The following is a 19,864-nucleotide window of genomic DNA, read 5'->3' on the forward strand; positions in this document are numbered from 1 at the left end:
AATCAGCCTGTGATGGTATCGCTGATACCGTTAAATTTCAGTGTGCCGTTGCATGCAATGGAGGTGCGTCGATGCGCGCATGTTGCCGCATGCAACAACAGGAACTCCCTCGCTTGCCGTCCGTTGACGCATCATCTCAACGATCTCAACATCAAGGGAGACGACGATGGATTGGAACCGGGTCGAAGGCAACTGGAAGCAGTTCAAGGGCTCCGCCAAGGAGAAATGGGGCAAGCTCACCGATGACGACCTCGACGTGATCGAAGGCCGTCGCGAGCAACTCGAAGGCAAGCTCCAGCAGCGCTACGGCTATGCCAAGGATCAGATCCACAAGGACGTGGACGACTGGTTCAAGACGCTGAAGTAGGTTCGGCTGCACAGGAAAAGCCCCGGCATTCGCCGGGGCTTTTTGTTGCCTCAAATCGTCATTGCGAGGAGCGAAAGCGACGAAGCAATCCATGGTTCGGCAAGAGGAAAGATGGATTGCTTCGCTTTGCTCGCAATGACGAGGGAGCTGCCGCCCTATATCACCGCGATGTATTTCAACAGCGAGATGATGCCGATGATGATCACGACGACGCGCGCGATCTGTTTGGCGCGGCCATCGAGCGGCAACAGGTTGATCAGGTAGAGAACGAGGATGACGACGACGAACGTGATGAGGGCACCGATGAGCATCCCAAAACCCCTTCCGGAAATGACTGCGAAGACGACCGTACTGTTAACAATGCCTTAACGCGTGAGGCTGCCCGCAAGTTCCGGTTGCGGAACCAGGCCCCTCCACCTCCGAAAAGCAAAATGATTTCAATGATTCCGTAGTTTTACGGCACGTATGCTTTCCAGATTTTTACCCTTTTCGGTCCAAATGCGCGGGAACCGCTGGGGGATTCCATGCTCAATCGTCTGACCGTATCCGCGTTGCTGAAAACCGTTATCCTGACCACCGCCTTCTGTGTCGTGGTCGGCTTCTCGCTCAACGCCTGGGATTCCTGGGGCCGCCTGCAAGTGGCGGGCCGGATTTCCGTCATCGCCGACGCCTCGGCGAACCTGTTCAAGGCGATGCACAATCTGCGTACCGATCGGTCGACGACCAATCGCCTGCTGAATTCCGATGCGCCGTTGGATGCGGATATCGAGAAATATCTGCGTGGCCTGCGCGACACGGAAATGCCGGCGATGACCAGCGCGCTTGCAGTGCTCCCGACGATCGAATTCGCACAGCAGAAGACGCTGGTCCCCGAGTTCGACCGCCTGTTCAAGACGCTGAGCGCGCTGCAAAAGGAATTTTGGGGCGAGATCGGCAAGCCCAAGGCGTCGCGGCGGCCGACGCTGGCCAAGGAATACATGGACACGACGAGCGTGCTGCTCGAGACGCTCGACAAATTGTCGGGAGCGCTCGCCGCCACCGTCAACCATCAGGACGCCGTGATCGACCAGTTGCTCGCGATCAAGCAGATCGCCTGGCTACTGCGCAACACCGCCGGCGAAGCTTCGCTGATCATTTCGAACGGCCTTGCCGCCGGCAAGCTTTCGCCCGAAAACAAGGTGAACTACACCAAGTTCACCGGCGGCACGGATGCAGTCTGGAATGCGCTGCAACTGACCGCGTCAGGCATGCAATTGCCGCCGGCGCTCGCGAATGCGATGACGGCGACCAAGACCGCCTATTTCGAGCAGCAGTACCTCGACTTGCGTGACCGTCTCCTGGCGGCCTCGCTCGCGGGCGAAAAAGCCGAACTGACTGCCAACCAGTGGAGCCCGATCACGGTCGGACGCCTGGGTGCCGCCGTCAATGTCGCCGAAGCCGCGCTCGACGCCGCCAAGGAACATTCGCTCGCGCAATATGCTTCCGCCCGCAACTCGCTGATCGCACAGCTCCTGCTGCTGCTCGGCGCGATCGCCTTGACCGTCGGCGCCATGATCATGGTGGGCCGCCGCGTCATCACGCCGCTGCACAACATGCGCGATGCGATGCTGAAGGTCGCCGGCGGCGATCTCACCGTTGACACCGGCTATGCCGCCCGCAGCGACGAGATCGGTGCGCTGGCCGGCGCGCTGGAAACCTTCAAGCAGCAGGCGATGGACAAGGCCCGCATCGAGGCGCAGGAGCGCGAGCGCAATGCCGGCGCGGCGACACGCCAGCAGGCGATCGAGAACTATGTCGGCGAATTCGAGAGCGTGGTCCGCGAGTCGCTCGCCCAGCTCGGCGATGCCTCCGGCCAGATGCGCACGACCTCGGCGGGCCTGTCGACGGTATCGCGCCAGACCAACGAGCGTGTCCAGGTCGCCGAAAAGGCCTCCGGCGATGCGTCCATGAGCGTCGACAGCGTGGCCGCAGCCTCCGAAGAGCTCTCCGCCTCGATCAACGACATCAGCCAGCAGGCCGCGCACGCCGCCGGCATTGCGAGCCGCGCCGTCAACCAGGCCCGCGAGACCGACGGCACCGTGCAGGGCCTGGCGAAGTCGGCGGGCCGCATCGGCGAGGTCGTCGGCCTGATCAATACGATCGCGGCGCAGACCAACCTGCTGGCGCTCAACGCCACCATCGAGGCGGCGCGCGCGGGCGAAGCCGGCCGCGGCTTTGCGGTGGTCGCTTCCGAGGTCAAGTCGCTGGCGAGCCAGACCGCCAAAGCGACCGAAGAAATCTCGGAGCAGATCGCCGACATCCAGAAGGTCGCCGGCGAGGCCATCGATGCCATCAAGAACATCGGCGGCATCATCGGCGAGGTCAACGAGGTCGCGACCGCAATCGCCGCCGCCGTGCAGGAACAGGGCGCCGCGACCCAGGAGATCACCCGCAGCACGCAGTTCGCGGCGCAGGGCACCAGGAACGTCTCGGAGAACATCAGCGGCGTGAAGGCGGATGCCGATGCGGCCGCTGCTGCCGCCGACGACGTCAAGCGGGCCTCCGAGACGCTGGAAACCCAGAGCCGGCAGCTCGGAAGCCAGGTCACAAACTTCCTCGGCAAGATCCGGGCGGCTTGATCTCATTCCACTCGTCATGGCCGGGCTTGTCCCGGCCATCCACGACCTTCCTTCGATATAGCAAAGCACGTGGATGCCCGGGTCAAGCCCGGGCATGACGACCGAGACTACTCCCGCGCCACGATCGGCGCGCGCTGATAGCGTGACTTGATGCGGTCGGAGGCGGGAGAGAATTTCAGCTCGGCGCCGCGCTTGTCGGGACGGGTTGCGACCAACAATCCGTTCTCGCCGGCGACGATGTCGCCCTTGCGCAAGGTCGGATCATCCTCGATCTTGACCTGCGCCAGGCCCAGCGCATCCTTGCCGTTGCAGGTGCAGCCTGAGACGAGCTCGTTGCGGTAGCGGAAGGCGTTCGGCAGTTCGGTGTAGGGCTTTCCGTTGTCGGTGGCGGCATCGTCGATGCTGCTGCCGTAGACCACCTTGGTCTCGCTCGCCGGACACAGGCTGCTACAGGACGTGGCGCGGCTCTCTTTGTCCGATCCGGTGATCGGGAAATGGCGGCCGTCGCAGGTACGCACGCAATAGGCCTGACCGCCGCCACCGCCATAGCGCCGGCCCTCGCTTCGCTGCACCGGAGGTCCGTCATCGAACGGCATGCGGATGACTGGACCGCGCGAACGGCCAAAGCCGCCGAACAATTGCGAGAAGAAGTCCTGCGCCTGCGCGGCGGAGGCGAGCGACAGGCAAAGCACCATCCCCGTTCCGATCGCCCATCGCCTGATTGCGCGCTGCTTCATCAGGTCACCTCAATAGCTCTGCGGCGGCACGAGATTCGTCACCTGACGGCCCGACGGCAGCGTGGCCATCGCGGGGCGCACCGGGCGTACGGTGATGCTGGTGCGTGTATCCGCAGCCTCGACCGGCCTTGCTGCGATGTGCGGCGCGTTCTTCGGCAGCACCACGACCTTCGTTCCGACGTCAACCCGGCTGAAGAGATCGACAACGTCTTCATTGGTGAGGCGGATGCAGCCCGACGAGACGAATTTTCCGATGGTCGAGGGATCGTTGGTGCCGTGGATGCGGTACTGGCTGGAGCCGAGATACATCGCCCGCGCGCCGAGCGGATTGCCGGGACCGCCCGCCATGAAGCGCGGCAAATAGGGCTGGCGCGCGATCATCTCGGCCGGCGGATGCCAGTCCGGCCACTCCGCCTTGCGGCTGATGGTCTGCACGCCGGACCAGGTGAAACCTTCGCGTCCGACACCGACGCCATAGCGGATCGCACGGCCCTGGCCGAGCACGTAATAGAGCGCGGTATTGCCGCTATCGATCACGATGGTGCCCGGCGGCTCGGAGGTCGAGAACGCGACGACCGCGCGGCGCAGCCGTTCGGGGATCGCGCTGCCCTCGCCTTCGTCCGAGGTCACGTAGTCGGACGGAAACGAGCCTGGCGGCACCGGTGCGTAGCCGAGGGTCTGGGCGTTGGCCGCCATGGCGAACATCGCGGGTGCAATGAAGACCGCGGTGGCGAACGCGAGCACGCTGATCCGGCGCGACGGCGGCCGGCGGGAAAGCGAGGACGAGGTAGTCATGTGAGGCCCCATTGGGATGCGCATCACGTCGATGCTCTGCACCACAAACGCCACGAAGGGCTTCGCAGTTCCTGCCGGCGATTGCCGGCCCTCTTCACTGTCAAGCGAAAGCACCTCACGGCTGCGCGATGGAACCGTTGCGCTTGCCCGCCGTTAAGCCGGCGAGTTTGGATTCGCAAGCAGCGACGTCGAACCTTTGTCGATCGCGCTCGCGCGGGGAGAACCATTGTGCGTGTCCTTCCCAATGAACGTTCGCTGCTTGGCCAGCATCCCAGCGACAAGGATGCGGAGCGCGCCAAGGAGCGCATCGCGCAGACCGCTTCCGGCAAGCCGAGGGAAAATTCCGGCAAGGACTACGCGAAGGAATCCAACGGAAAGAAGGAGTCCAACGGCAACCCGCAGGTTCAGGGCACGCCCGTGCCCGACAGCGCGGCCGAACAGCCCCCGGTGATCCGCCGCCAGGAGGTGGTTGCCATCGCCCTGGTCGGACTTCTGGTCATCGCCGTCACGGCCGTTCTCTACGTCGCAAAGGCCTTCTTCCTGCCGGTGGTAGCCGCCTTCGTTGTCGGCACGATGCTGTCGCCGGCTGCCGGCTTTCTTGAGCGCTACAAAATTCCGCGCGCGGTCGGGTCGGTGGTGATCGTGCTCGGCGTCACCGCGCTCGGCGTCTTCATCGTCGGCCTGATCTCCACGCCGATGATCGAATGGAGCGGCCGGCTGCCCGAGCTCAGCGCGCGCTTCAAGGACAAGATGCACTACTTCGACCGGCCGCTGGCGCTCTGGCACGAGCTACAAAGCATGCTTGGCAGTTCGGATCCGCTGGCCAGCCTTCAACTTCCCAAGGTCGAGTGGGTGCAGCCGGCGCTCGAATTCCTCTCGCCGACCTTTGCGGAATTCCTGCTGTTCTTCGCCACCCTCGTGATGTTCATCGCGAGCTGGAAAGACCTGCGGCGCGCCCTGATCATGACCTTCGGCGACCGCACGTCCCGCCTGCGCACGCTGCGGATTCTCAACGAGATCGAGGTGCATCTCGGCGATTACCTGATCACGGTCACGTTGATCAACGCCGGCGTCGGGATCGCGACCGGCCTCGTCTGCGCGGCGGCCGGCATGCCCAATCCGGCCGGGCTCGGCGCCTTGGCGGCGACCCTCAATTATCTGCCCTATATCGGTCCTGTCGCGATGTTCGCCGTGCTGGTGGCGGTGGGCATCGTGGCCCTGCCGACGTTGAGCGCGGCGATGGTCGCGCCGCTGGCCTTCATGGCTATCACCTTCCTCGAAGGGCACTTCATCACGCCGACGATCATCGGCCGAAGGCTGGCGCTGAACGCGCTTGCGGTGCTGCTGGCGCTTGCGTTCTGGACCTGGCTGTGGGGCCCGATGGGCGGCTTCCTGTCGTCGCCGCTGCTGATCGTGGCGCTGATCCTGAAAGAGCATCTGATGCCGGTCGATTCGCCGCAGCTGCCGGGCGATTGACCGGTTTCGGCGGTGGAACTTTAGCTCGGTGCGGCGCGTTCTTCCGGCGAACAAGCTCCAGCCCGCGCGGGAGAGAAAAACATGAGTGATACAGCCACCTACGAGCGCCTCCAGAAAGACGTCAAAGCCGTGAAGAACGATATCGCCGCCCTCACCGACCAGATCACCGAAGCGATCAACAGCTTTGCCACGGACGCCCGCAAGCAGGCGCGCAGCGGCTACAAGCAGGCCCGCGCCGGCGCGGAATCCGCCTTCGACGACATGACCGAACGCGGCAGTGCGATGATGGATGCGGCGCAGGATGCCGCCAGTTCTCTGGAGGAGACGCTGGAAGACGCGATCACGCAGCGCCCGCTCGCGACCGTCGGCATCGCGCTCGGCATCGGTTTCCTGATCGGCATCGCCTGGCGGCGTTGAGGCATACGATGGCAATGCGGGCAAAATTCGTGTGGCGATGGCGGCGCTGGCGAACCGCGGCAGCGTTCGTCGACGTGCTTTACAGGACAAGGCGCGCCCATGCTGCAACGGCTCATCGATGACGTCAGGGATTCGACCGGCACCGCGCTGCGGCTGACTTCGCTGGCGGCCGCGGCGGCGGTGGCGCTGTTCGTCACCACCTCATTCCTGTGCGCGGCGGCATTCGTGTTCGTGCAGCAGAATTACGGGACGGTGGAAGCCTGCCTTACGGGTGCTGCGATCTTCTTCGTGGTGACGCTGATCGCGGCCGGCAGCTACATGCTGCGCAAGCGCCAGATCCGCCTGCGCGCCGAGCAGGCGGCAAAGGAAGCGGCCCGCTCCGCCAGATCGGCGGCGCAGACCGTGCTGAGCGATCCCATGCTGATGGCCGCGGCCCTCCAGGTGGTGCGGGCGATCGGCGTCAAGCGGCTGGTGCCGATCCTGGCGGTCGGCGGTATCGCCCTGGGATTTTTGGCAAGCCGCAATGCCGCCGCCAGCCGTGAGGCGGATGTGCCGGCGGAGTGAGGCGTGGGACGATGCGGCCCCACGCTCTGCCGTTGTCTCTGCGAAAGCAGGGACCCATAGCCACCGGCGCCGATTGTTGAAGCAAAGTCGTCGACCGGTATTCCAGAACAACCTCTGCCGCGGCGTATGGGTTCCTGCGTTCGCAGGGACGACGGAGAAGCGCGCCCTTCAGGACGATGGCGGTGAGTGCGGTGAGGTCTTGCGTCCAGCGCCGGTGACGGCGATCGGCGAGACTTCGCCGTCCAGCCAGTCCTGCTCTTTCGCCAGCGCGCGCCATGCGGCTTCCATCCGCTTGTACCTGTTGTACGAGGGGTCGTTCGTTGCGCGCTCGGCAAGCTGCGCGCAGTTCTCCGCATTGTCGAGAAAGTGCTGGGATTGCTTCATGGTGTCCTCCTGAGGGAGGAGCTAAGCGGCGCAGCCCCACATTCAATCGGAACTTCGTGAGGCTTTATCCACGGTCATGAACATATGTTCACGCGAACCGCGCGTGCGGCGAACCTGCCGAAGGGGATGTTCACGTCACGCAGCGGCCGGGCTGTAGCAGCTTCGCCACTTCCGTCAGCACGCTGACCGTCGGCTCGCAGGCGATCGCCATCTTGCGGTCCGGCTTGCGAGGGGCCTGCTTGGGCGCCGGGGTCGGGGTCAGGTTGCGCGCTTCCTTGGCGACGGGAACCCGGACCAGCACCGAGGTGTCGGCCATGCTGTCGACCTTCAGCGAAATCGTCCGGGTGGGCGCGGGCGCGGGAACCGTAGCCTGCCGGTCCATCTTGGCGGCGCGGTTGATATCGGTACCGGCAGGTGCCGTCACCGCCTCGAAGCGGCCGGCGAACTCCTGGCCGGTTGCGACCTCCTGGCCGGTGGCAAATTGCACGGCGCCCACCGTCAGCGAGGCAGCCAGCACAGCGAAAATAGCTTTTGAAATCTGTGGCATGAGCGTTCGTCCCTCGCCCCTGGCGATTGCGGGAACAACGCAGATTTGTCGGCCGCAGTTCTGCCACGGCTCAATCACTTAACCGTGTCCAAAGAATTTCGAAAAAAATTGTCGGCCGGCAGGAACCGACTCGGGGGCTTGGGAGTCATCCCAGCAGCCGGTTATCCCCCCTGCCCCATTGACCGGCGACGAGGGGCGCGATCGTGGTGATGCCGGTCGCGCCCTTCTTTTTTGCCTCCACGCCATAGCGCAGGATCGCTTGCGCCTTCGCCGTCGCGGACCGCCTACGAAGTCCCGGTCGGCACTGTGGACGCGTCATTGCACTGACTGAATGCCGAACGATCGAGCGCCTCTGCCGCAAATCCCGCCGCATAGATCAGCGTCAGGATCGCGACGGAAACGGCAATGGTGTTGGCATGCAAGGACAGCCAGGCGGCCAAATGCTGCAACAAGGACGGACGCGGGTAGCGATACACCCGGCCCGCCGGGGTAATCACCTCAAACGCCCGAACCGCTCGCGGCCTTCCTGGAATCGGCAACATCGTCGCTCCTCCTGTCCAGTTCCTCGATCATCGCATGCGCGATTTCCCGTTCGCCCATGATGACGACATCGGCGCCCAGTTTCTGGAGGTGATCCACTTCGGCGTCCGAATGCGCCCGTGCAATGATCCTCAGATCGGAATTGGCCGCGCGGGCCTGCTGAACGATCTGGCCGGCCTCGAATGCCTCGGGAATGGCGATGACCAGATTTCGCGCGCCCGCCGGATTGGTGGCGCTGAGCACATCCGGCCGCGCGGCGTTGCCGGTGATGATCTCGATACCGCTCTGCTTGAGCTTTTCCGGCGCCGCATCCGCAGCTTCGACCGCAAGAAACGGCAGGTTCTTCTGCTTCAGGGAAGCGCCGACAAGGCTGCCGACACGGCCATATCCGACCAGGATCGTATGATCCGCCAGTTTCGTCATGGGAATCGGAATCTTGGCGGCGGTGGCGCGAGCGGCCGAAGGCGACGCGCGCTGTTCTTTCGCACGGGCCGTCAAGCGATCGGCGATCCAGAAGATCAGCGGATTGAGCATGATGGAAAAGATCGCGCCCGCGAGAATCAGGTCGCGCCCCTCCTTTGGAAGCAGATTCGACGCCACGCCAAGCTCGGCGAGGATGAAGGAGAATTCGCCGATCTGGGCAAGGCTCGCCGAGATGGTCAGCGCGGTCGAGACCGGATGGCGAAATGCCAGCACGATGACGAAGGCAGCGAGCGATTTTCCGAGGATGATGACCAGGAGCGTGCCGATCAGCGGCAGGGGTTCGCGGATCACGCTGGTGGGATCAAACAACATTCCCACGGATACGAAGAACAGGACGGCGAAGGCGTCGCGCAGGGGCAGCGATTCCTGCGCCGCACGCTGGCTGAGCGGAGATTCCCGGAGCATCATCCCGGCAAAGAAGGCGCCGAGCGCCAGCGACACATCGAACAGTTTTGTCGACCCGAATGCGACGCCGAGCGCGATCGCCAGCACGGCAAGCCGGAACAGCTCGCGCGATCCCGTATGCGCGATGTAGTGAAGGATCCACGGGATCAGCCGGCGCCCCACGACCAACATGAGGCCGATGAACAGGGCAATCTTGACGAACGTCAGCAGCAGCACGCCGGCAAGCCCGAGGCCTAGATCGGCGGCAAGCCGGCCGGCAACCGGCGCGGTAGTGCTGCCCTCCTGAAGGCTCGCCAGGGCGGGAAACAGGACGAGGACGAGCACCATTGCAAGGTCCTCGACGACCAGCCAGCCGACGGCGATCCGGCCTCGCTCGGTCTCCATCAGGCGGCGCTCCTGCATGGCGCGAAGCAGGACCACGGTGCTCGCAACCGACAGCGCCAGGCCAAAGACGAGACCCGCGCCGACGGTCCAACCCTTGGCGAGCGCAAGGCCGAGGCCAAGCAGCGTGGCAACCGCGATCTGGACGATCGCGCCGGGCACGGCGATCGCCTTCACCGAAAGCAGATCCTTCAGGGAAAAATGCAACCCGACGCCGAACATCAGGAGGATGATGCCGAGTTCCGCCAGTTCGTTGGCGAGCGCCTGATCGGCGACGAAGCCGGGCGTGAACGGCCCTGCCGCGACGCCGGCAAGGAGATAGCCGACCAGCGGCGGAATGCCGAAGCGCTGGGCGACTGTCCCGAATACGAAAGCTAGTCCAAGGCCGGCGACGATGGTGGCGATGAGAGGTGTTTCATGCAGCATCATGCTTCTTTTCACGGCCTCGCCGCCGATGCACCGCGACGAATTGATGCGGCAAGGTCGCAACAATTTGATGGGCGCCGAAGCGGGTACCGCTTCACGCCCGCCGCAGCGCCAGCGTCACGCCGCCCAGCGTCAGCGCCATCGCGGCTATTTCGCGCAGGCCCAGCGGCTCGCCCAGAATGAACGCGGCGGAAACGACGCCGATGACCGGCACCAGCAGCATGCCGGTGGAAGCCGATGCCGGCGGCAGACGGCGCAGGGTTTCGAACCACGTGAGATAGCAGAGGCCCATCGGCACCAGCGTCATGTAGATGAAGCAGGCGATGCCGGTGGGCGAGATCGCGGCATAGTTCGGCTGTTCGAAGGCGACGCCGAGGACCAGCATCACGAGGCAGCCGAGGCCGACCTGCCAGGCCACCACGGCCAGCGGCGGCATCGGCAATGGATTGCGATTAAGTGTGTTGCCGAGCGCGAACAGAATCGCGCAGGCGAGCGCGAGCGCGATGCCGGTCAGCTTGTCGGCCGTGAAGGAATAGCCGTTCGCGCCCAGCAGCACCGCGACGCCGACGATGCCGAGCACCAGCGCTGCGATGTCGCGAACGGTCGGACGTGCGTGCAGGATCGGCCAGGCGAACAGCATCGCCCAGATCGGCATCGTGTAGGCGAGCAGCGCGCCCTCGCCCACCGTGACGTAGTTCATCGCCATGGTGCCAAAGCCCATCCAGGCGAACACGTTGGTGAAGGAGGCGAAGATCAGCCGCGGGATCGACTCGCGCGGCACGGCCAGCGACTGGCCGCGGCCGAGCGCGAGCGCGGCGAGGATCACCGCCGCCAGCGTGCCGGCAAGACCGCGCGCGAACAGCGGCGGCCATTCGCGCAGCAGGAACTTCATGAACGGCCAGTTGAGCGCCCAGCCGGTGGCGGTCACGACAAGGCAGAGCGAGCCGATCCATTGGTCGCGACGATTCGTATCCATGGCCTAGCGCTTAGCAGGCGGCAGATGCCGTCCCTATATCGCCGGGCGCATGCCGGGACGCACCAAACGCAGTTACCGGAGCAAGCCGGCAGAAGGGCTCGCGGTAAAGTCAGCGCCACCACATCCTCAGCAGGACCCCGTTCCTCATGACGTGATGATGGAAAAGCGCCGCCGCGGCATGACGCAGCGCCACGGCGGCAAGGATATTTGCCATCCATCCGTGCCACGCGTTGACGCTGAGCACGAATTCGCGGCCGCCCACTTTGGGAAAGTGCCAGAGATTGAAGAGCGGAAAACCATGCGCGAACACATCGGTGATGCCGAGCGCGATCATGATCAGCAGCAGGAAATCGAGCAGCCGGTGTGTCGTCACCGCGGCCAGATGGAGAGCGCCGCGATTCGATGGTGGCGGCCGGCGGCCATATCTGGCGCGCCAGACCATGCCGAGCGTCACGACGCCGGTGAGCACAAAGCCGAACACGACATGCATGGACCAGACGTCGAGCCGAAGCGCGCCGCGCGGCAGCAACCCGGTTGTCCGGCCGATCAGGAACTGGATCGCAACCAGGATGGCGGTCAGCCAGTGCAGGACGATGGTGGTGCCGTCATAGACTTCCGCCGGATCACCGGGATCGCCGATCATGTCGCGGCTGATTCCGCTTCCAGCGCGGCGTATTTCTTCTCGAAATCCCAGACCTCCTTGAAGCCGATGAAGGCGCTGAACTGGTCAAAATCATACAGCGGCGCTTGTACCGGCTTGCCGTCGGCCAGCGAGCCGTAGATGCTGTTCAGCGCATGGGCGCTGGCGAGCAGGCCTGCCGTCGGATAGATCGCCATCCGATAGCCGATTTCCCGGAGCCTGTCCGGGCTGAGGATCGGGGTGCGGCCGCCGTGAAGCTGGTTCGAGACCAGCGGCACATCCAGGGCCGATCCGATCCGGCGCATCTCCGCTTCCGATTCCGGGCTCTCGATGAAGATGATGTCGGCGCCCGCCCTGGCATAGGCCTCGCCACGGCGGATCGCCTCGTCAAGGCCGAGCGCCGTGCGTGCATCGGTGCGCGCGATGATCAGGAAATCCCGCGATGAGCGCGCATCGTTCGCAACCGTCAACTTGTTGATCATGTCCTTGACCGGGATCACGTGCCGGTTCGGCGTGTGGCCGCATTTCTTCGGGCTTTGCTGATCCTCGAGCTGGATCGCCGCGGCCCCCGCCCGCTCGTAGCCGCGAACGGTATGATGAACGTTCAACAGGCCGCCGTAGCCGGTATCGCCGTCCGCGATCAGCGGCTTGTCCACGGCCTGGACGATCGCCTGCACGCGATCAAGCATCTGTGAGTAGGTCGCAAGGCCCGCATCGGGCAGTCCGAGAAAGGACGCCACGGTTCCATAACCGGTCATGTAGAGCGCGTCGGCTTTGCTGCGATCGGCGAGTTTTGCGGAGACCAGGTCGAAGACGCCGGGGCAGGTCACGAACGGCTTTTCCCGGATCAACGTTCTCAGGGTGGTGGATGTCATGGTGAACTCCTTGATCTGGAGGATGGGCTGCGGCCTCGATGGACCGCGCCGCCGCCGCGCGATGCGCGCAGCATGTTTGACGGAAACCGCGTCCGCCGATATTGCTATGTTTACATAGCTATTTGAGAATGGCCTCATGACTAGTCAACGCTCGGTGCATGACATCACGCGATTGCGAAGCCAATTGATGGACGTCTCCCGCAGACTGCGCCGCGAAGCGACGGCGGACGAACGGTCATGGGCGCGGCTTCTGGTGCTGGGCGCGATCGATCGCCACGGCGGATCGGCCACGCCTTCGGTGCTCGCGGCCGATGAGGGCATGCGTTCCTCGAATCTGGCTGCGGCGCTGCGTTCCCTCGAAGCGCGCAAGCTGATCCTGCGCACGCCGGACAGCAGGGACCGCCGCAAGGTCAGAGTGAGGCTCAGCGCGGCCGGGCGGCGGTTCCTCGACGACAGCCGCACCCGCGGCGCGCGTTGGCTTGACGAGGCCATGAAGGCCCATCTCACAGCCGCCGAGCGCTCGCAACTGATCAAGGCCGGAGCATTGCTCGAGCGCATCGCGGCCTATCGAGGGATGAAGCGGCACGGCAGAAAATAACCGCCGAAACCGCAAGGGCGGCCTGCCGATAACGCATCCCTTCACGCCATCGTTGAAACGACGGCTCTGGCCGACCGTCGATCGCTCCCTATTTCCCGCCTGTATATCGAAACGGGATGCAACGATGACAAACCTGGCATTGGTCGTCGGGGCCAGCGGCATTGTCGGCAACAACCTTGCGCGGCACCTCAGCAAGAAGCGATGGCCGGTATACGGGCTGGCGCGCCGGCCGCCCGGCGACATCGACGGCGTACGGCCCATCGCGGTGAACCTGCTGGAGCCGGATGCGCTTCGCTCGATCCTGCGCGACTTGCGGCCGACCCATGTTTTCATCACGGCATGGCTTCGCCAGAAGACGGAAGCGGAAAACATCCGGATCAACGGCGCCATGATACGCAACATTCTGGATGCGCTGTCGCCCGCCGGTTCGGTCAGGCACGTCGCGCTCGTGACGGGACTGAAGCACTACCTCGGCCCGTTCGAGGCCTACGGCAAGGGCAAATTGCCGCCAACGCCTTTCCGCGAGGATCAGCCACGGCTTGATGTCGAAAATTTCTACTACGCCCAGGAGGATGAATTGCTCGCTGCCGCAAGGCGCGACGGTTTTGGATGGAGCGTGCACCGGCCGCATACCATCATCGGCTACGCCCTCGGCAACGCCATGAACATGGGCGTGACGCTCGCGGTGTATGCTTCGATCTGCAAGGCCACCGGATGGCCGTTCCAGTTTCCGGGCTCTCCCCAGCAATGGAACGGCCTCACCGACATGACGGATGCGCGGCTGCTGGCACGCCATCTGGAGTGGGCGGCGACGGCGGACATCGCGCGCGATCAGGCGTTCAACGTCGTCAACGGCGACGTGTTTCGCTGGAAGTGGATGTGGACACGGCTGGCCGATTGGTTCGGCCTGAAGGCGGCGCCTTATTGCGGTGTAGGCGCGCCGCTGGCGCGTCAACTGGCCGATGCAAGCCCGATCTGGACCGGGATCGCTCGAAAGCACAAGCTGGCCAGCGACGTTCTCATCGATCTCATTTCGGCATGGCACACGGACGCCGATCTCGGCCGCCCGATCGAGGTGGTCACCGACATGACCAGGAGCCGCAAGCTCGGCTTCCTGGATTATCAGGCGACCGACGAGAGCTTTTTCGACCTGTTCAGCCGCTTGCGCGGAGAGCGGATCATCCCCTGATGCCGCCAATTTGAACGCCGATCGAGTGCAACGCCGTTGATCGTTACGCAGAATTTATACGGCGGCGCGGCGATCGACATCAATTTCCTACACCTTCGTTTCCATCTGCGGAACGGCGGGCTGGATACACAAACGAAGGAGCAACCATCATGCTTACGAAACGTCTCGCCCTGGTCACATCGATGATCTTGTTCTCGGCAGTTGCCGGACAGGCGTCCGCACGCCCTGCGCATTCCGTGACACAACATTCGACTCATGCCGTGGCCTCGCCGGAAAACATGCAGGACCCGGAATTCGGCTTTGACGCCGGTTCGCCACCGCAGGTTATCGTCCACCATTACACGGGCGGACCGAAGTACAACGATTGAGGCCCGCTGCCGGAAGTGAGTTCCGGCAACGCTTCGTATCGATTGCAGGATGAACCCCGAGATGAACCCCTGGCCCGCTTCGGCGTTTGCCCGTTGCAGCAAGGGAGGTCATCCCATGGCAAACGAGCGGAGTGTTCCCAGGAGCGAGCTCAAGAGCAGCCGGCAGATCTACGAGGAAAGCATGGGCGTTCACCGGCAGGTGGACGACGGCTTGCCGCGGCAGTCGGAAGACGACATGCAGCGCGCGCAATTCGGGCCGCGCGGCGTGCCGGGCCAGCCGGATCCGGCCGTGATGGTGCCGCAGCGGAAGAAAAAGACGCCGACGGATTTCGACCCCGGGCATACGGCGTGATCCGATTGCCGCAATAAAAATCCGGCGCGCCGTTCTGGCGCGCCGGGTCAGTTCGCCCAGTCAAACCGGATTTAGCCCGTCGCCGCCCGCGGGGCGCGGTTGCGGGAGTTGCGCTGGAAGAACAGCGCCTGGCTCGCGACCGCCGACACCATCGCCGGCTGGAATGGTTTCGAGATCAGGAACGCGGGCTCCGGCCGCTCGCCGGTGAGGAAGCGCTCCGGATAGGCGGTGATGAACACCACCGGCACCTCGAACGTCTTCAGAAGCTCGTTGACGGCTTCGAGGCCCGACGAGCCGTCGGCGAGCTGAATATCGGCAAGGATCAGTCCCGGCTTGCGGTTCTTGGCGAGCGCCACCGCATCCGCATGGGTACGGGCGACGCCGATCACGTTGTGGCCGAGATTCTTCACGAGGCTCTCGAGGTCCATCGCGATAAAGGTCTCGTCCTCAATGATCAGCACGTCGGTGGCGATCTCGGCGGCCATCTCGCGGCCGGCCGCATCGGTGAGCTTGCGCGTCTCGCTGACATCGGTACCGAGGATGAAGGCAACTTCCTCCTCCGGAAAACCCTCGAGCGAGAGCAGCAGGAAAGCCTGGCGCGGCAGCGGCGTGATGTTGGACAGCCGCCGCTCCGACGGCAGCGGCAGGGTCGCAACCTCGCTCTTGTCGTTGATCGAGACCGAATTCCAGATCTTTGTGAACAGCCGAAACAGGCCGGCGCGCGGACCGTAACGCTCTTCAAGCAGCGAGGGGTCCTGAAGCAGGGCCTCCAGCATGGCGGCAACATAGGCGTCACCCGACGCCTGGTTTCCAGTCAGCGCGCGCGCGTAGCGGCGCAGCAGCGGTAAATGTTCGGCAACGAGCTGTGATCGGGACATCCCCACTCCATCTTGTCTCGGGTCAATTGGCAGCCAGGCTGCTGGACGGGGCGACCCGGCTCCCCAGATGGGCCGACTACGCCCCAGCGGCCCAAAAGTTCCATCAAATAGTTCCTGGAATCCGGAACTTTTGGTCGAACTTTGCATTAGCCATCCTTAGATGCGGCCGGGTACCCAGATTTCAGCCGAAATAAAATGTGGAATTTCAGGTGCTTAACTCTCGGGGGAGCGTGGATCAGATGATGAAGGAAGTAAAGTCTCAAGCCAGCCAACCGGGCGCCCCCCGGAAGCAGGGCGGCCTCAACGCCGAAATTCAATCCAGGATCGGACATCAGCTCCGTGCCATGTATGACGACGTGGTGCGCCAGGGCGTGCCCGACCGTTTTGCAGAACTGATCCGCAAGCTGGATCAACCAGGAGCGGCCCAGGCCGGGGGCGAAACCGAAAAAAACGGGAGGGACTAATGCCTCTCACCAACCAACTTCGCGACGACATCTTGGCGTCGGTCCCGAGCCTACGCGCGTTCGCGATCTCGCTTTCCGGCAATGGCGACCGCGCCGACGATCTGGTGCAGGAGACGCTGCTGCGCGCCATCGCCAATATCGACTCGTTCCAGCCGGGCTCGAACCTGCCGGCGTGGCTGTTCACGATTCTACGCAACCTGTTCCGCTCCGACTATCGCAAACGGCGGCGCGAGGTGGAGGATGCCGAAGGCAATTACGCCAAGACGCTGAAGACGCAGCCTTCGCAGGGCGCGCATCTGGAATTCGAGGAATTCCGCGCCGCGCTCGACAAGCTACCGCAGGACCAGCGCGAGGCGCTGATCCTGGTCGGCGCCTCCGGCTTCTCCTACGAAGACGCAGCGGCGATCTGCGGCTGCGCGGTCGGCACCATCAAGAGCCGCGTCAATCGCGCGCGCTCGAAACTTTCGGCGCTGCTTTACGTGGAGGGCGCTGAGGATTTTGGTCCCGATGACACCGTGCGCGCGGTGATCGGCGGCAACGGCTGATCGACCAGCCGCGGGAAGTGACTACAGCCCCGGAAGACGAAAAGGGCGGCCGTTGCGGCCGCCCTTTTTGTTGGGCGATCCGAGCCGTGGCCGTCGTCCTTCGAGGCGCGCAACAGCGCCCCCCTCAGGATAACGGAGTGAGATCGAGTTTGCGGGCCGGATGCAGCTATCGCGCAGGCCTTACCGGCGCGGAGATCTGTTCGGTGCGGTCGCGCTCGGTCATGTCGACGACCGTCTCCATCGGCGCGGTGAGTTCGTAGACGTAGGACACATCGGTGAAGTAGCGTTTCGAGGTGCCGCCCAGCGCTTCGGGCGCGACGCGGTCGAGCAGGATCAGGCCGAAATCGCTATCGGGCCGGCGCGTCGCCTCGCTGGTGTTGAACTCTTCCCAGCGGAAATGAAACACCGCCTCCGGCTCCTCGCCGTTGACTTCCCAATGCGCGACGATGTGCGGATGCTTTCCGACCAGTGACAGGCCCTCATCGGAATGCGAGGCCAGCTCGAAGAACAGCAGCGACAGGCTCTGCGCAGCGCGAGCGCTGACGGCGATGTCGGGCCCGTTGATCGCGATGCGGTCGGCATGGGGAATCGCGCGCGCCTCGAACAGGCCCTTCAGCTTGACGCCCTGCCACTGGCTCTCGCTGAGCAGCGAGACCACATTGGCCATGGCGTGAATGCGTCCGATCAGCAGCTCGCGCGAGACGTCGATATCCGATCCGTGGCGCAGCGTGCGCGTGACGATCGACTGGATCACGGCCAGGATGTTTTTCACGCGGTGATTGAGCTCGTCGATCACGGCGGTGAGCCGCCGCTCGAATCCGATTCTGACCTGGATCTCGCGCGAAAGCCGCAAATTGTTGTAGGCGACATAGCCGAACAGGCCGCAGACGATTCCGGTGAGCGCAAGGCCAATGGCGGCGACGATCGCGGCGGTCTGCTGCGCGCGCAGCGCGGCGTTGGTCTTCGCGTAATAGCCGAGCGTCCAGTCGCGGCCGCCGAACGTCACGGTGCGCAGGATCAGGGGCGCCGGATCGCCCTCCCTCACCGCGCGCGAGCTGATGATGCCCTGGTCGTCGGCGATCAGCTCGTTGTTGGGCTCCTGCGGATTGCGCAGTGCCACCGAGAACATCGACAGATCGTCATTCGTCAGCATCAGCGGCGCCAGTTCATAGGAAAAGGCAACGAAGCCGGCCGGCTGGCTGGCGCCCTCCTGCTGCACGGGCGCGGCAAGCACGATGCCGATCGGCCCGTTCTTGCGCAGAAGCGTGATCGGATCGGACGCGACCGGCTTGCCGTCGGCCCTTGCGCGGGCCAGCGTCGGCCCGATGATCGAATCCTGATCGAGCACGCGCCCGGGAAGGCCGATCGTTTCCGGGTTGCGCGGCTCGATATCCATCATGACATTGACGGGCTTGTCGATCCCCTTCAGGTCGAGCGGCTGGCCGTCATAGTCGCGGATGATCGGGTTGGAGAATCCCTCGCGCTTCAGCTCGTCCTGCGCCTTCGCAAGCTCGTTCGGCTGCAACCGCGCGATCCAGGACGCCAACACGAAATCGGTCTTGAAGGCATAGATCGACGAGCGCAGCGGCTGGAGCATGTTGGCCTTCACCATCGACGGCGCTCGGAACAGGCCGGAGGCGACGCGGGCGAGCAACTCGCGCTCGGTGAGGCGGTCCTGCACCAGACTCGCATGCACGTCGATCGCGCGCGCCATCGCAATGCTGTCGAGCGTCAGTTCCTGATCGTGCACGCGCCAGGCTGCGCCCCCCGAGAGCAGGGCTCCGATGAGCGCAATGAAAGCAATGATGAAGCCCAGCCGAACCACTCGTTTACTCGGAAGTGCAGGGTTGGCGATGAACAGGACAGTGCTTCTGGCGTCGGCCGGGGCGGCAACGAAACGGAGCAGGATGAAGGCCAACCGCAGGAGATAATGAAGGAGCGATCATCGAGACGCAACTGCGGCTGCCAGCAGGTAACCATTATGAACGCCGCCAATGCTGCTTTGGCAGCGGCAGAGTGCAATAATAGCGGAAGCTCGATTTGGTTCCGCGAGTGCGGCGAATTTTAGCAGCTCCGGGCGATCGTTAACGAATTGGTTAATTACGGTTGCCGGCGCGGCCGGCTTTCCCAGGCGCTTGCGAGGGCGTGAGGCCACCCTTGGCCTCGATGAAACCGATGATGCGCTCCAGCCCCTCGCTCTTCTTCAGGTTGGTCATCACGAACGGCCGCTCGCCCCGCATCCTCTTTGCGTCGGTGTTCATCTTCTCGAGCGAGGCGCCGACATGGGGGGCCAGATCGATCTTGTTGATGACGAGCAGGTCGGAGCGGGTGATGCCGGGGCCGCCCTTGGAGGGGATCTTGTCGCCGGCGGCGACGTCGATCACGTAAATCGTGAGGTCGGCGAGTTCGGGAGAAAAGGTGGCGGCAAGATTGTCGCCGCCGGACTCGATCAGCACCAGATCGAGATTGGGGAACTTGGCACGCATGTCCGCCACGGCCGCGAGATTCATCGAGGCGTCCTCCCGTATCGCGGTATGCGGGCAGCCGCCGGTCTCGACGCCGGCGATACGGTCCGGCGTCAGCGAGCCGGAGCGCACCAGGAATTCGGCATCCCATTTGGTGTAGATGTCATTGGTGATCGCGGCGATGTCGTAGCGCTCGCGCATGTTCTTGCAGAGCAGATCCATCAGCGCCGTCTTTCCCGATCCGACCGGGCCGCCGACTCCGATCCGAAGCGGGCCGTGTGTGCTGGGCATTGCTCATTCTCTCCATCGTCGTCCCGGCCAAGCGAAGCGCGAGCCGGGACCCATACGCCGCGGCCTATCTTATTTGCTCAAAT

The 19,864-nt window shown here is 64.1% G+C and carries 24 protein-coding genes; 11 read left to right on the forward strand and 13 right to left on the reverse strand.

From position 1 onward, the window contains the following. The first annotated feature begins 166 nt into the window (after positions 1–166). Positions 167–367 (forward strand): CsbD family protein, encoded by a 201-nt coding sequence (locus tag JQ628_RS15230; RefSeq protein ID WP_212223394.1) that lies wholly within the window; start codon positions 167–169, stop codon positions 365–367. Positions 368–522: 155 nt separating this feature from the next. Here JQ628_RS15230 and JQ628_RS15235 read toward each other — a convergent pair whose 3' ends face one another. Beyond that, complete coding sequence (locus tag JQ628_RS15235; protein WP_212223395.1) at positions 523–678, reverse strand: Thivi_2564 family membrane protein; 156 nt, start codon at positions 676–678, stop codon at positions 523–525. A 213-nt stretch (positions 679–891) separates the two neighbouring features. Between JQ628_RS15235 and JQ628_RS15240 the strand changes: the two genes are divergently transcribed. Next, positions 892–2,985 (forward strand): methyl-accepting chemotaxis protein, encoded by a 2,094-nt coding sequence (locus JQ628_RS15240; protein WP_212223396.1) that lies wholly within the window; start codon positions 892–894, stop codon positions 2,983–2,985. Between the two features lie 107 nt (positions 2,986–3,092). Here JQ628_RS15240 and JQ628_RS15245 read toward each other — a convergent pair whose 3' ends face one another. Together JQ628_RS15245 and JQ628_RS15250 are read right to left on the reverse strand one after the other, a co-directional pair. After that, positions 3,093–3,722, reverse strand: coding sequence for a DUF2865 domain-containing protein (locus JQ628_RS15245; protein WP_212223397.1), 630 nt, complete (start codon positions 3,720–3,722; stop codon positions 3,093–3,095). Positions 3,723–3,731: 9 nt separating this feature from the next. Continuing rightward, positions 3,732–4,517 carry a L,D-transpeptidase gene (locus tag JQ628_RS15250; RefSeq protein WP_212223398.1) on the reverse strand — a complete coding sequence of 262 codons (786 nt, stop codon included), beginning with the start codon at positions 4,515–4,517 and terminating at the stop codon, positions 3,732–3,734. A gap of 417 nt (positions 4,518–4,934) precedes the next feature. Between JQ628_RS15250 and JQ628_RS15255 the strand changes: the two genes are divergently transcribed. From JQ628_RS15255 to JQ628_RS15265, 3 genes are all read left to right on the forward strand, one after another. Continuing rightward, positions 4,935–5,993, forward strand: a complete 1,059-nt coding sequence (locus tag JQ628_RS15255; RefSeq protein ID WP_349628066.1) for an AI-2E family transporter — start codon at positions 4,935–4,937, stop codon at positions 5,991–5,993. A gap of 81 nt (positions 5,994–6,074) precedes the next feature. Continuing rightward, on the forward strand, positions 6,075–6,410 hold the full coding sequence (locus tag JQ628_RS15260) for a DUF883 family protein (RefSeq protein WP_212223399.1): 336 nt from the start codon (positions 6,075–6,077) through the stop codon (positions 6,408–6,410). Between the two features lie 99 nt (positions 6,411–6,509). After that, entirely contained in the window at positions 6,510–6,974 is a 465-nt protein-coding gene (locus JQ628_RS15265) for a hypothetical protein (RefSeq protein ID WP_212223400.1), read from the forward strand. Between the two features lie 168 nt (positions 6,975–7,142). Here JQ628_RS15265 and JQ628_RS15270 read toward each other — a convergent pair whose 3' ends face one another. The 7 genes from JQ628_RS15270 to JQ628_RS15300 all read right to left on the reverse strand — a co-directional run bounded on the left by JQ628_RS15270 (position 7,143) and on the right by JQ628_RS15300 (position 12,631). After that, positions 7,143–7,358 (reverse strand): hypothetical protein, encoded by a 216-nt coding sequence (locus JQ628_RS15270; protein WP_212223401.1) that lies wholly within the window; start codon positions 7,356–7,358, stop codon positions 7,143–7,145. Between the two features lie 130 nt (positions 7,359–7,488). Further along, positions 7,489–7,905, reverse strand: coding sequence for a hypothetical protein (locus tag JQ628_RS15275; protein WP_212223402.1), 417 nt, complete (start codon positions 7,903–7,905; stop codon positions 7,489–7,491). A 284-nt stretch (positions 7,906–8,189) separates the two neighbouring features. Then, on the reverse strand, positions 8,190–8,447 hold the full coding sequence (locus JQ628_RS15280) for a hypothetical protein (protein WP_212223403.1): 258 nt from the start codon (positions 8,445–8,447) through the stop codon (positions 8,190–8,192). Beyond that, the gene (gene ybaL, locus JQ628_RS15285; RefSeq protein WP_212223485.1) at positions 8,404–10,140 is read right to left on the reverse strand and encodes a YbaL family putative K(+) efflux transporter; all 1,737 of its coding nucleotides are present in this window, start codon (positions 10,138–10,140) and stop codon (positions 8,404–8,406) included. The genes JQ628_RS15280 and ybaL overlap by 44 nt, the downstream gene beginning before the upstream one ends. 94 nt (positions 10,141–10,234) lie before the next feature. Beyond that, positions 10,235–11,116: a DMT family transporter gene (locus JQ628_RS15290; RefSeq protein WP_212223404.1), complete on the reverse strand. Its 882-nt coding sequence runs from the start codon at positions 11,114–11,116 to the stop codon at positions 10,235–10,237. A gap of 109 nt (positions 11,117–11,225) precedes the next feature. Beyond that, positions 11,226–11,759 carry a cytochrome b gene (locus JQ628_RS15295; protein WP_212223405.1) on the reverse strand — a complete coding sequence of 178 codons (534 nt, stop codon included), beginning with the start codon at positions 11,757–11,759 and terminating at the stop codon, positions 11,226–11,228. Further along, complete coding sequence (locus JQ628_RS15300) at positions 11,756–12,631, reverse strand: isocitrate lyase/PEP mutase family protein (protein ID WP_212223406.1); 876 nt, start codon at positions 12,629–12,631, stop codon at positions 11,756–11,758. The genes JQ628_RS15295 and JQ628_RS15300 overlap by 4 nt, the downstream gene beginning before the upstream one ends. 136 nt (positions 12,632–12,767) lie before the next feature. Between JQ628_RS15300 and JQ628_RS15305 the strand changes: the two genes are divergently transcribed. From JQ628_RS15305 to JQ628_RS15320, 4 genes are all read left to right on the forward strand, one after another. Continuing rightward, positions 12,768–13,229: a MarR family winged helix-turn-helix transcriptional regulator gene (locus JQ628_RS15305; protein ID WP_212223407.1), complete on the forward strand. Its 462-nt coding sequence runs from the start codon at positions 12,768–12,770 to the stop codon at positions 13,227–13,229. 124 nt (positions 13,230–13,353) lie between these two features. Then, a complete protein-coding gene (locus JQ628_RS15310; RefSeq protein ID WP_212223408.1) occupies positions 13,354–14,418 on the forward strand; it encodes an SDR family oxidoreductase in 1,065 nt (354 codons plus the stop codon). Positions 14,419–14,567: 149 nt separating this feature from the next. After that, complete coding sequence (locus JQ628_RS15315) at positions 14,568–14,786, forward strand: hypothetical protein (RefSeq protein ID WP_212223409.1); 219 nt, start codon at positions 14,568–14,570, stop codon at positions 14,784–14,786. A gap of 115 nt (positions 14,787–14,901) precedes the next feature. Continuing rightward, positions 14,902–15,138 (forward strand): hypothetical protein, encoded by a 237-nt coding sequence (locus JQ628_RS15320; protein ID WP_212223493.1) that lies wholly within the window; start codon positions 14,902–14,904, stop codon positions 15,136–15,138. A 71-nt stretch (positions 15,139–15,209) separates the two neighbouring features. Here the strand turns inward: JQ628_RS15320 and JQ628_RS15325 are convergent, their stop codons facing one another. After that, positions 15,210–16,016 carry a response regulator gene (locus tag JQ628_RS15325; RefSeq protein ID WP_212223410.1) on the reverse strand — a complete coding sequence of 269 codons (807 nt, stop codon included), beginning with the start codon at positions 16,014–16,016 and terminating at the stop codon, positions 15,210–15,212. 242 nt (positions 16,017–16,258) lie between these two features. On the opposite strand from JQ628_RS15325, the gene JQ628_RS15330 reads away from it, so the two are divergent. Together JQ628_RS15330 and JQ628_RS15335 are read left to right on the forward strand one after the other, a co-directional pair. Continuing rightward, on the forward strand, positions 16,259–16,480 hold the full coding sequence (locus JQ628_RS15330; RefSeq protein WP_212223486.1) for a NepR family anti-sigma factor: 222 nt from the start codon (positions 16,259–16,261) through the stop codon (positions 16,478–16,480). Continuing rightward, entirely contained in the window at positions 16,480–17,025 is a 546-nt protein-coding gene (locus JQ628_RS15335; RefSeq protein WP_212223411.1) for a sigma-70 family RNA polymerase sigma factor, read from the forward strand. Before JQ628_RS15330 ends, JQ628_RS15335 begins: the two co-directional genes overlap by 1 nt. Before the next feature lie 166 nt (positions 17,026–17,191). Here JQ628_RS15335 and JQ628_RS15340 read toward each other — a convergent pair whose 3' ends face one another. Then, positions 17,192–18,850: a CHASE domain-containing protein gene (locus JQ628_RS15340; protein WP_212223412.1), complete on the reverse strand. Its 1,659-nt coding sequence runs from the start codon at positions 18,848–18,850 to the stop codon at positions 17,192–17,194. 271 nt (positions 18,851–19,121) lie between these two features. After that, positions 19,122–19,781 carry an urease accessory protein UreG gene (gene ureG / locus JQ628_RS15345; RefSeq protein ID WP_212223413.1) on the reverse strand — a complete coding sequence of 220 codons (660 nt, stop codon included), beginning with the start codon at positions 19,779–19,781 and terminating at the stop codon, positions 19,122–19,124. Positions 19,782–19,864 lie beyond the last annotated feature (83 nt).

Origin of the sequence: Bradyrhizobium lablabi (genome assembly GCF_018129385.1) — a bacterium.
Lineage (GTDB): Bacteria > Pseudomonadota > Alphaproteobacteria > Rhizobiales > Xanthobacteraceae > Bradyrhizobium > Bradyrhizobium lablabi_C.